The organism is Paraliomyxa miuraensis (assembly GCF_026337845.1).
Lineage (GTDB): Bacteria > Myxococcota_A > Polyangia > Nannocystales > Nannocystaceae > Paraliomyxa > Paraliomyxa miuraensis.
This window is the reverse complement of record NZ_JAOVZF010000164.1, coordinates 131,581-143,627: the sequence shown is the minus strand read 5'-3', so window position 1 is coordinate 143,627 and position 12,047 is coordinate 131,581. Positions and strand designations below refer to the sequence as shown.

At 70.9% G+C, this 12,047-nt stretch carries 6 protein-coding genes; 2 read left to right on the top strand and 4 right to left on the bottom strand.

The annotated features are described in order from the left end of the window. Positions 1-53: 53 nt before the first annotated feature. The 3 genes from OEB96_RS43790 to OEB96_RS43780 form a co-directional block, all read right to left on the bottom strand. On the bottom strand, positions 54-3,764 hold the full coding sequence (locus OEB96_RS43790; RefSeq protein ID WP_266222947.1) for a TonB family protein: 3,711 nt from the start codon (positions 3,762-3,764) through the stop codon (positions 54-56). A gap of 102 nt (positions 3,765-3,866) precedes the next feature. Continuing rightward, positions 3,867-4,661, bottom strand: coding sequence for a hypothetical protein (locus tag OEB96_RS43785; RefSeq protein WP_266222946.1), 795 nt, complete (start codon positions 4,659-4,661; stop codon positions 3,867-3,869). Positions 4,662-4,828: 167 nt separating this feature from the next. Further along, positions 4,829-5,647 carry an aldo/keto reductase gene (locus OEB96_RS43780; protein ID WP_266222945.1) on the bottom strand — a complete coding sequence of 273 codons (819 nt, stop codon included), beginning with the start codon at positions 5,645-5,647 and terminating at the stop codon, positions 4,829-4,831. A 252-nt stretch (positions 5,648-5,899) separates the two neighbouring features. On the opposite strand from OEB96_RS43780, the gene OEB96_RS43775 reads away from it, so the two are divergent. After that, positions 5,900-7,465, top strand: coding sequence for a hybrid sensor histidine kinase/response regulator (locus tag OEB96_RS43775; RefSeq protein ID WP_266222944.1), 1,566 nt, complete (start codon positions 5,900-5,902; stop codon positions 7,463-7,465). 33 nt (positions 7,466-7,498) lie between these two features. Here the strand turns inward: OEB96_RS43775 and OEB96_RS43770 are convergent, their stop codons facing one another. Then, positions 7,499-8,569: a methyltransferase gene (locus tag OEB96_RS43770; protein WP_266222943.1), complete on the bottom strand. Its 1,071-nt coding sequence runs from the start codon at positions 8,567-8,569 to the stop codon at positions 7,499-7,501. Positions 8,570-8,881: 312 nt separating this feature from the next. Here OEB96_RS43770 and OEB96_RS43765 point away from each other — a divergent pair, with 312 nt between their 5' ends. Continuing rightward, positions 8,882-12,007 carry a DEAD/DEAH box helicase gene (locus OEB96_RS43765; protein WP_266222942.1) on the top strand — a complete coding sequence of 1,042 codons (3,126 nt, stop codon included), beginning with the start codon at positions 8,882-8,884 and terminating at the stop codon, positions 12,005-12,007. Positions 12,008-12,047: the final 40 nt, after the last annotated feature.

Genomic DNA, 12,047 nt, shown 5'->3' with positions numbered 1-12,047 from the left:
ATCGCGGATCGAGCGGCGACGGGACCCCGTGCGTCCATGCCTGGCGCGGGGCCTCAGCTCGCGTTGAGCCCGGGCTCCACGCCCGTGTCGAACACCCCCAGCACGAGCGACCCGCCCTGCTCCATCAGCACGAACGGCTGCGCCTGCACCCGCAGCCCGCCGTTGCCGTCGTGCGCGACGATCTGCAGCGTGCCCATCGCATGCCCCATGGCCTTGCGATCGTAGTACTGCACGGTGGCCCGCAGCCGCGACGGGATCTGGCTGCCCGTCAGCACGCGCACCTCGGGCCCGTAGCCGGTCGTCACGTCGGCGATCCGTCGACCGTGACGACGCGTGGAGCCCGGAGCCCGGAGCGCGAGGTCCACGTCGGTGGTGTCGGTCTCCCACGTCACCACGAAGCGCGTCGAAGCGGAGGTCGCCGGATCGATGTGGTGCTCGGTGAGGCGTCGCCGTGCGTCCTGGCGGTCGGCCTCGCTGCCAGCGGCGAGCCAGGCCGCCGCCACCACGGCGAGGTCTTGTCGCAGCACGCTCTTGACCCCCTCGAAGCGACCGCTCGGGTAGCGCCGGTGCAGGGCCTGCCTCAGCACCTCGAATGCTCGCTCGTGCTGGCCCTGCTCCACCAGCGCCCATGCCAGCAGCCGCGCGCCCGAGGGATGATCGGGCCGCGCCTTCACGGCCTTGTCGTAGCTGTCGATCGCCAGCGCCAGCGCGGGCTCGCCCAGCCGCTCGAGTCGCTGACCGGCCGCGCGTCGCACGTCGGCGCGCGAGGGGTGCAGATCGATGAGTGACCCGTACACCCGCGCGGCCAGGGCCGGGCGGCCGCGCTGCTCGAGCGCCTCGCCCAGCGCCAACAGGCCCAGGATGTCGCCGGGCTGGGTCTCGACCCAGTCCCACGCCAGGTCGTAGGCGTCGTCGGTCTGGTTCGCCGCGAGCAGCCGCTGCGCCTCGGCGAAGCGGCCGGAGTGCGGTGCCTTGGCGGCGCGGCGCCGCTTGGGTGGCGGACCCAACGGCCGGACGCGCCCGACGGGCCGACCCGCCATGCGCACGCCCTCGGCCGAGAACACCAGCGGAGCCGCCACCTGCACGACCCCGGCACCCGGGGGCTTGGGGAACCTCCAGCGGCGTACCGCCTTGGCGATGCACTCTTGCACGCCCTGGTCGGTCAGCGACGACGACGTGATCCCCGAGGTGATCACGGTGCCTGCCTCGCCGATCGTGAACGCGACCTCGACGCGCCCCGCCAGCGATGGGTTGCGCGTCAAGCCCTGGTTGTAGCAGAGGCGTACCTCGTTGATGTGCGCCCGAATGATCCGACGGATGATGTCCTCGTCGATCGAGCCCTGCACCTTGGCCTTGGCCTGATGCACCCTCGGAACCGCTTGGTGACGGCCGGCTTCGCTCCACCCGATCGGGCTGCCCCAGCCGGACGACGCGCCCTGGGGCTGATCGAGCCCACCCCACGGTCCGCCCACCGTGCCGATCGTGCCCAGGCCCATCGCACCGTCGTCGATCCGAAGGCCACGTCCGCCGAAGCCCGCGCCCGATCCTCGGCCGTAGCCCGAGCCCGTCCCGCCGCCGCCGCCGCCGTGGCCGATGAGCCCGTGCTCGCCCAGGCCGATCGTGCCCTCACCCGTGCCGCTGCCTCCGCGACCCTGACCCACCAGACCAAGGCCACCCACGCCGAACGCCTCGCCGACCTCGGTGCCGGTCAGGCCTCCCCACCCGTCATCGCCGTCGTGGGTCGAGGCCACGAAGTGCCCGCTCTCCTGCGCCATCAACCCCAGGACGCTCGAGCTGCGCGCTTCCTCGCCGGCGCTTCGCGTACGCGCATCGGCGACGACCAGGGGCTCGTCCTCCCCGGCGTCGTCGATCGCGGCGAGATCGGCCGCCACCGCCAGCGTCTCGCGGGCCTCCTCGGTTCGCCGCTGTAGCCGGATGCTGCCGCCGTCGACCGTCATGATGTCGGCCTTGCCGCGTCGATCGATCCCAAAGCGGCGATAGTCGGCCTCGGTCTCCAGCACGAGCAGCGCGGTGAGCTCGGTGAGCACGCGGTAGTGAGTCGACAGCTCCACGATGCGCGCATCGAGCTCCGTGATCACCGACGGATTCGAGGTCGCCACCCGTGACTTCTCGTGCTCGATGCGATCGATCCGCGCCTGGGCCCACGCCCGTTCCACCAGCGGTCGCTCGACCTCGAGGGTCTCGACCTCCTGCGTCGCAATCGAGGGATCGGAGAACATCACCCGCACCAGGGGCGGTCGCGGACCCTCGTAGTGCGCGAACACCAGCACGTCGTCGCCGGGCCCGGTGCCTTCGAGCGACTTGGGCCAGCTCCACGTCGCGCCCTCCACCGTGATCGCCACGTCGTCGAACGGCGCCTGACCCAGGCCCTCGGCGATGCTCGCCGCGGTGGCCTCGTCATCGAGGATCACCCCTGGATCGGGCAGCGCGGTGGTGAGATCGCCCAGCGCCTCGCGGTCTTCTCGAGCCCCCGGAGCCAGCGCGTCCATCCTCCGCACGCCCACCGCCTCGAGCCCGCGCGCCGCGATCCGCAGCGCCCCGCGCTCGGTGCGGCCCGCCGTGGCCACGCCGTCGGAGACCAGCAGCGCACGGTCCCAGTGTCCCTTCAGGCCCGCGGCGGTCATCAGCGCCTGCTCGAGGTTCGAGGCGCCGAGGGCTCGGCCCTCGACCAGATCGGCCAGCGTGTCGACCCCGAGCTCCGAGCCCATGCCCTCGAACACGGTGTGGATCGATTGATCGAACGCCAAGAGCCGCAGCTCGAAGTCCTGCTCCAGCGCCAGCTCGCGGAGCACGGCACCGAGCCGCTCCACTCGGTCCTCGAAGCCCACGCCCGCCGACGCACTCGTGTCGAACAGCACCAGCAGCGACTCGGGGCGCGAGGCCGGGCGCTCGGCCCGTGGGCGCACGCGCACCACCGTCAGATCGCCCGCATGCAGACCGGCCGCCTCGCCCGCTCCATCGAGCTCGATCACCAGATCCTTCTCGGGCGTGAAGTGGCTTCGCTGCAGCTCCACCACCCGCTGGGCCGATATCGCTCCAGACAGCGAGCTGCGATCGCGAGCGCCGTCGTGGGTCTTGACCACCACGCGGGCGTCGAAGTCCTCGATCGTCGACAGCCCCTGCAGCGGCAGGCGGTAGGGGCTCGCACCCAGCTCTTGCGAGAACGAGACGATGATCTCCTTGCGCTCGTGCGGGAGGATCGGAAACACCCGGGCCTGCACCCGATTGCCCGCCTCGCGCTCGAGCAGCGCCGGATCCACGTCGGGGCGGCGATGCATGAAGGTCTCGTAGGTGCGCCGAGCCTTGGCCCGCTCGACCACCTCGCCTTCCTGGAATTCGCCGCGGATCTTCATGGCCAGCCGCGAGAGCGCCGCGCCGGGCGGCAGCTCGATCTCGAAGCGACCCTCGCGGCGGCGGGGCTCGGGGTTGTCGAACACCAGGTGCAGCTCGGTGAACGCCAGCGGATCTTCGATCACCACCCGGGCCTTCATCGAGACCAGGTCGAGCCCCGTGCCGTCGCTGGCCGTGAGGGTCATCGGCACGGTGGGCGAGGGGTTCTCCCGCCACGTGAGCACCGGGCTCACCTGCTGGCGCACGTGATGGATGGCCTGGACCGCGGTCGGAGGGCCTGCGTCCTGGATGTCATCCGTGAACTCGGGCGTCGGCTCGGTGGCGGGCGACGCAATGCAGCCCGCGACCGTCAGCACGCACCCGAGCAGCCAAGCACCTGGCCGCGCTCGCATGAGTACCTCGTGCTCGTTGGAAGAGCGCGAGGGGGACAACGGGCGAGCCGGAAGGTTCCTTGGGGCGAGCGAAGCCGGTGCGACCGCGCCAGGGTCGCGTCGCTACCCGTGGAGACCTCGAAATTCGACCGTGATCCCAACGACATAGCGCTGCCGCGGAAAGCTCGAGGGGTGCGGCGGGAAGTCCTGGGAGGCCCGGAGGATCCGGCGCAGGATCGCGCGCAGCCGCATCGGCCCCAGGGTCGTGCGCACCACCCGGGCGTAGTCGTACTTGCCCAGACCCCGGCGGGCCAGGCGTCCGCTGGGGAGCACCTCGAGCTCCACCTCGATCGAGTCCTTGGGACTCAGGCCCGGCACGGGATCCTCGTCGATCTCGGTCATGATCAACCGTACGAGCTCCGCGCCATATGCCGAGTGGTCGGGCGTGCCGTGGGAGCCAGTGCCGCCGCGGCCTCGACCCAACGATCCCGTGCCGGCCGGCGTGCCCGAAGGCCGAGCGCCCGCCGGGTCCTCATCGGGCTCCTCGTCCGCCGAGGTCGACGGCGTCTCCTCGTTGGCGGGCTCGTCCTCGTCCGCGGGCTCGGCCTCGAGGGAGGACGCCGGGGATGGCGTGGCCGCGGGCTCTCGTGGAGGCTCCGGCTTCGCGGCTCGCGGCTCGTGCGGGGCCGGGGTGGGATCGGGTCGAGGCAGCGGCTCGGCTCCCTCGCCGCGGGGCGGCGTGGGGCTCGGGGTTGCGCGCTCCTGGCCTCCGTCGGCCCGAAGTGCCAGCGGCTGCGGCGTGGGCGGCGTGATCTCGATGAACTCGACGGGGATCGGAGCCGGGGGTCGTTGCGTGGTCGTCGGCGACGCCTGGCCCAGGCCCCATGCCAGCAAGGCTGCGTGGAGTGCCACGCTCACCAGCCCGCCGACGATATGCCGTTTCGATGGCACCGCTCGTTCCAGTCTCGCCGCCGGCTCGCGAACCGGTCAACCAGTGAGTGTCGCGGCCATTACACGCCCGCCTACGGTGCGCTCCTTCCGTCCGCTCGCTCGTGCCCCACGGGTGGTGCGGATCCCGCCCCGTCTCACTCCCACTGGGATACCGCGATCGGCTCGATGAACTGGGATGCGCGGTCGATCTCGTCGATCGCCTCCATCTGCGGCTCGCTCAGCACGAAGTCGAAGACCTCCAGGTTCTCGCGCTGGTGCTCCGTGGAGGTCGCCTTGGGGATCACCACCACGCCTTGTTGCAGCAGCCATCGGAGGATCACCTGGGCCGACGATCTCCCGACGGATCGGCCAATCTCCACCAGCCGCTGAACGTCGAGCGCTTGTCCTCGCGCCAGGGGCGAGCACGCGGTGAGCGTGACGCCCAGGCGCTGCGCCGTTGCACGCAGCCCGTAGTGAGCGTTCAGGGGATTGAGCTCGATCTGATTGGTGAGCAGCTCCGGAACCAGACCCACGGCCTCTCGCAGCGACTCGGAGAGCAGGTCGGCCACGCCGATGAATCGCGCCTTGCCCGTCTCGTGCAGCCTTCGTAGGGCCTCCAACGTCTCGCTCAGCGGAACCTCTTCGCTCGGAGGGCCCTGCACCAGCAGCAGATCCACGTGGTCCATCCCCAGCCGTCGCAGGCTGTCCTCGGTCGTGCGCTGCACGTGCGCCGGGTGAGCCCATTCCCGGGCCACCTTGGTCGTGACCCACACTTGGTCCCGCGGCACGGCGCTGCGGGCGATTGCTGCACCCACCTCCGATTCGTTGCCATGCGCCTGGGCCGTGTCGATGTGGCGGTACCCGATCGCGAGGGCGTGCTCGACCGCGTCGCGACACTCCCTGCCATGAAGGTTCCAGGTACCCAGCCCGACTCGGGGCCACTCGACTCCTGATGCGACGAGGACGTGCTGCACGACCCCAATGCTTCGACGGCAGCGCTCCATGTCCACCGTCGTGCGCTCGATCCATGGCTCATCTCGAGCAAACGGCGTATCGAGGGGGCTGGGGTGCCGGGCGACGAGGGCGCCGAGCGGGTGAGACGAGCGCCTCGATCGCCGTACGACTTCGACAAGCCCGCTCGTGCTCTGGTACGGTTGTCGAGCGGGCCTAGTCTTGTGCAGCCCCGCTCCTGGTCGAGTGGGCGTTGCGTGCCCCGATGCCGCGACATGAGCGATGCCCCTCTCGAGTCCGAGGTGTTCTCCGCCATCTTCGACAGCCTCCCCATGGGGGCGGTGCTGTTCGACCTGATACGAGACGAGGCCGGAGTGCCCGTCGACCTCCGGTGCCGTCTGGTCGAGCGCACGGCCGCCCATGCGCTCGGGGTCGACCCCGAGGCTTCGTCGGGTCGCCGCGTCCGCGAGTGCCTGTCCCGTGAGGATGCCGATGCGTGCTTGCGTGCCGCCAGGGCGGTGCTCGAGACCGGGGGGCCGGTCGAGGCGGTGCTTGGAGCGACGACGCGGGTCCGATGGACCAAGGCCGGCGTCCACCTGTTCATGAGGACGCTCGAGGTGAGCGCCGCGGTCGAGGGCCGCCGCGAGGCCGAGGAGCTGGCGCAGCGCCTCGCGGAGAACATCGCCGAGCGCGAGTCGATCGAGGCCGCCTTGCGTCAGCAGGTCCGCCAAAAGGACGAGCTGCTCGCCGTGCTCGGTCACGAGCTCCGCAATCCCCTGGCCGCGATTCGCTCCGCGAGCGAGGTGCTCGGTGCCGTCGTCACCGAGGATGCCAAGCTCCCCCGCGTCATACAGGTGCTCGAGCGGCAGATCTCCCACATGGCACGGTTGCTCGACGATCTGCTCGACTTGACGCGGGTCCGAAGCGGCCAGCTCACCATCGAGCCCGACCTGCTCGACCTGTGCGAGGTGGTGCTCGAGGTGGTCTCCGCGCTCGGGCCCCGGGTTCGCGAGCATCGCTTCACCGTCGACATGCCCCCTCGTCCGCTGTGGGTCCGCGGTGATCGAGTCCGACTCGCGCAGGTCACCCACAGCCTCATCGAGAACGCGCTCAAGTACACGCCGCCTCGGGGAGAGGTGAGCGTTCGTCTCGGACACCGGGACGACGGTGCGGTGCTGACGGTCACCGACACGGGCGTGGGGATCGAGCCCGAGCTCCGGCCTCGCCTGTTTCGCCCCTTTCAGCAGGCACCGCAGGGGCTCGCGCGCTCGTCCGGCGGGCTGGGGCTGGGGCTCGCGATGTCCAGGACCATCATCGAGCTCCACCACGGCACCATCGAGGCGCGCAGCGAGGGTCGCGATCGCGGCAGCGAGCTGGAGGTCTGGCTGCCCCTCGGTGAGCCCGAGCCCGCCTCCGCGCCCGGTTCCGCGCCCGCGCTTGCTGGTGCCGGCGCGCGCAGGAGCGCGGGACGGGTCCGGATCATGCTGATCGAGGACAACGAGGACGCGGCCGAGTTGTTCGCGACGCTGCTCCGCGCGCGCGGGCACGAGGTCTACATCGCGGGGCGCGGCCGCGAGGGCCTCAAGGCCATGGAGCACTGGCGCCCCGACGCCGTGATCTGCGACATCGGATTGCCCGACATGGACGGCTACGCGGTCGCGCGGGCGATCCGGAGCGATCCTCGGCTCGCCAGCGTTCGGCTGCTGGCGCTGTCGGGCTACGGGCAGGACGAGGATCGCCGTCGCTCGGTCGAGGCCGGCTTCGACGTCCACTTCACCAAGCCCACCGACATCGAGGAGATCCTCGCGAGGATCCAGGCGCCCGCCCCGGCGCGGCGCTGACGAGCCGAGGGACCATCGCGCGTCGACGCCCGGTCACGCCGCGGGCCAGCGCGCCTCGAGCACGTGATAGCCCGGGTACTCGAACGGCTCGACGACGGCCCCCGCTCGACGTAGCTGCTCGGTCATGCGCCCCGGCCGGTTCACCACGACCATCGCCACCCCGCCCGGCGCCAGCCACTGCCGAAGATCCTCCGCGAACCGCCCCAGCACCTCGGGCTCGGCGTGGGTGGGCGGATTGACCAGCGCCAGGTCCGGCGCCACGGCCAGCCCCACGGCTGTGCGCAGTCCCATCGCCTCGGCCTCCTCCCGTCGGGGAAGGCCATCGCTGGGCAGCACCCGCACGCGCTCGGCCAGCCCGTGGCGGCTCGCGTTGCCCTGGGCCATGGCCACCGCGCGCAGGTTGGTGTCGACGGCCAGCACCTGCGCCGCTGGCCAGCGGGTGCCGGCCCACAGCGACAGCGGTCCCACGCCGCAGCCCAGATCGATCACCCCCCGAGGCGTCGCAGCCCGCCGCTCCGCATGCTCGATGAGCACGCGCGTGCCCGCATCGAGCTCGCGCCGCGAGAACACCCCCGGGCCCGAGCGCAGCGCCAGCCCGGGCAGGGCCGGATCCTCGATCACGTACTCCGCCTCCACCCACGCCCGGGCTCGCGCCGGGTCCATGGCCTCCGTTCGACGCGACCGCAGCAGCCGGTGGCCCCGGTCGCGCGCCACCACGTCGACCTCTCCCATCAGCGCGACCATGCGCTCGGCCAGGCTGTCGGCACCCTTGGCCTTGCGGACGGCGCACCACAGCGAGCCTCCCGGACGCAGCGCCAGTGCGCCCCGAGCCAGGCACCACGTGCTGAAGTCCTTGCCCAGGTGGGGACGCGGCCACACCAGCGCATGCGCGAACGGGCCTTCTGCCTCGAGATTGGCGTCGGGCGGCAGCGTGCGCGTGCGGGCGTGCTGGAGCTCGCGCAGGTCGAGCACCAACCGCAGGGCTCCGTCGCCCACGGAGGGCACGTCGCCGCAGCAGACGAGCAGAATCTCACGCGATGGCGGCCCGGCCACGGCTCCCGCCAGCAGCCCGATCCCCGGGTCCCCCGGGTTGAGCCCATCCACGTTCGCGGTGGTAGCGGTGCTGGCGCGCCTACGATTCACGTCGAAGGTGAGCGCGGGAGGCTAGACCCCCGTGCGGGGCCATGCTAGACCCCCGTCGTTGCGCGAAGCTCGCGACCCATCGTTTCGAGGGGTCGTCGGCGCCTCGCCGCGGGGGTGCGTTGCAGGCGAGCCCCGCCATCGTCGGCAGGAAGGCCGCCGGGGCGCGCCGAATCGCAGAGTCGAGCCGTTCGGTCGAGGACGGCATCCCGGGATCGCGCCGCACTGGCGGTGCTCCATCCATCGATCCAACGAGATCCAACGAAGAGATCCGCAGTGTCGAAGCTCGAAAGCTTTCTTCCATTGGTGGAGCCACAGGCGCTGGTCCGCATTGCCAGCCCCAAGGCGGTCAAGGCCGGGCAAGACCTGTACAAGGCAGGCGCCGTCTCCGACATCGTGTTCGAGGGCGACGCCGTCAGTGGCAAGGTCAAGGGGACCCACCCGCAGCCGCACGTGGCCACGCTCAAGCTCGCGGGCAAGTCGCTCGAGGGGCTGTGCACCTGTCCCACGTTCACCGATGGCTGGGAGAAGATCTGCCACCACGCCGTGGCGCTGGGCATGTCGCTGGCCGACCAGTACCGCAAGGGGGCCGAGATCGCGACCACCCAGAATCCGTGGGTCGTCGACGTCGAGCAGCAGACCGGGGCGGCGCAGCGCCGCTACCAGCTCGCCGACCGCGGCGGCGAGTGGTCCGTGACCGTGTTCCAGGCCGGCACCGCCATGATGGCGCGCCGGTCCGCCGGCGGCGGGCTCGGTCCCGCCGATCGGCTGATCCAGCACTACCTCGACCAGCAGCTCGAGCGCACCGACGAAGGCGCCCACGTGCTCGAGGAAGCCGCGGTGGCCGGGTTGCTCTACTTTGCGCGCTACGGCCAGGTCAGCCTCAAGGGGGTCGGCAAGCTCAAGTTCGTGCCCGAGTCGCTGGTGCTGCGCGTCCGGGCCGAGACCCGCAAGGACGGCGCGGTCGAGCTGCACGGCTTCCTCGAGCAGGTCAGCACCGGGCGCACGTTCGAGGCCGACCAGGGCAAGATCGTCACCGGCGCGCCCACCTGGTACATCGTGCCCGAGAGCTGCGAGACCTTCCCCGTGCTCGACACCCCGCCGTGGGTGCTCTCGGCCGTGGCCAAGCAGCCGCGCATCGTGATGGACGCGCGCATGGGCGCCGAGCAGATGGACTCGCTGTCCGAGCGCCTGCAGACGGTGGGCGTGCCCCGGCAGGATCTGTTCGCGCTGGCCAGCGACGCGCGCAAGGTCGAGAAGATCATCGCCACCATCGAGGGCGACGCGCGCCGCATCAAGGTGGCCCTGGCCGCGTCCTACGGCAACGTGACCCTGGGCGTCGGCGGCGAGGATCCCGAGTCCCCGCGCTGCCTCATCGACGTCGGCGACAGCCCGATCTCCTTCTATCGCGACCTCGATGCCGAGGCGGCCGCGCGCCGCGTGCTGCTCGATCGCGGGCTCGAGTGGGACGTGACCGAGCAGGCGTTCTCGGCCCGCGACGACGCGGCCATCGAGTTCCTGATCACCGGCATTCCGCTGCTGCCCGAGACCTGGGAGAAGCGGATCCCGCAGCTGCCCCGCATCCGCAGCAAGTCGCCCTCGCCGCGCGTCTCGGTCAGCGGCGGCGACGGCTCGATCCTCGACGTCGAGGCCATCGTCGACGTCGAGGGCGAGGAGGATCTGATCTCGTTCCGCGATCTGCTGCGCTGGCTGCACGAGGGACGCCGCTGGATCACCCTGGCCGACGGCAGCGTGGTCAAGCTCGACCCCAAGATCCTCGAGCCGGTGGCCGAGGCCGCGGGCGACATCCAGTTCGACAAGAGCGGCCACGCCGAGGTCTCCACCCTCGAGCTCGGCAACCTCTCGCGCCTGCTCTCCGAGGTGCCCACCGCCAAGGTCGCCAAGGAGGTCAAGAAGCTGATGCAGAGCATGACCGGCGACAAGGCCGGCCGTGCGCCTCGCAAGGCCAAGGCGCTCACCGCCAAGCTGCGCGAGTACCAGCGCTCGGGCTACGCATGGCTGTGGCAGCTGCACGAGAACCGCATGACGGGAATCCTGGCCGACGACATGGGCCTGGGAAAGACCGTGCAGGCGCTCGCGCTGCTCACCAAGGCCAAGGAAGAGGAGGGGCAGGCGCCGTCGCTCATCGTGTGCCCGACCTCGGTGCTCTCGGTGTGGAAGCAAGAGGTGGGCAAGTGGGCGCCCACGCTCTCGGTGCTCGTGTGGCACGGCAGCGAGCGCGGCGAGAACCGCCGCCTGCTCAAGAAGACCGACGTGGTGGTCACCAGCTACGCGATCCTGCGCCGCGACATCGAGGAGCTGTCCAAGCTGCGCTTCCGCTACGTCATCCTCGACGAGGCGCAGTACATCAAGAACTGGACCACCACCACGGCCAAGAGCGCCAAGATGCTCAAGGCCGATCACAAGCTGGCGCTCTCGGGTACCCCCGTCGAGAACCATCTCCTGGATCTGTGGGCCATCTTCGACTTCCTGGCGCCCGGGTTCCTGGGCAAGCTCACCGACTTCCAGAAGAACTACGTCAAGCCCATCGAGGACGGCGACGGCAAGGTGCTGGAGTCGTTGCAGGTGCGCGTGCGGCCGTTCGTGATGCGCCGCAAGAAGGAAGACGTGGCCTCGGAGCTGCCGCCCAAGACCGAGCAGACCCTGTTCGTGCAGTTCGGGCGCGCCCAGCTCGGCCTCTACAACCGCATCCTCAAGGCGGCCAAGAACGAGATCACCGGGCGCATCGAGGAGCTGGGCATCGAGAAGTCGCAGATGGCCATTCTCGCCGCGCTCACTCGCCTGCGGCAGGTGGCCTGCGACCCGAAGCTGCTGGGCCTGCCCGAGGGCTCGGCGGTCCCGCCCTCCGCCAAGCTCGAGGCGTTCCGGGAGCTCATCGCCGACTGCGTGGGCTCGGGGCGCAAGGTGCTGGTGTTCTCGCAGTTCGTGGAGATGCAGAAGATCCTCGGCGAGGTGCTCGACGAGCTGGGCATCACCTACCTGTGGCTGCACGGCGGGACCAAGAACCGCGAGGAGCTCGTGGCGCAGTTCCAGCAGCCCAGCGGACCGCCGGTGTTCCTCATCAGCCTCAAGGCGGGCGGCAGCGGCCTCACCCTCACCGAGGCCGACACCGTCATCCACTTCGATCCGTGGTGGAACCCCGCGGTCGAGGACCAGGCCACCGACCGCGCCCACCGCATCGGGCAGGACAAGCCGGTCAACGTCTATCGCCTCGTGGTCGAGGACTCGGTGGAGCAGAAGATGGTCGAGCTGGGTCGGCGCAAGCGAGAGATCGCCGAAGGGGCGCTCGGGCGCGACGTCAGCGGGGTCAAGAGGCTGACCATGGAGGACGTCGAGGACCTGCTGACCACCCCGGCCGCCAACCCCTGGGACAACGTCTAGCCCCCGCCCTCTGTTCACCGCGGCTCGTCGGGCAGCACCA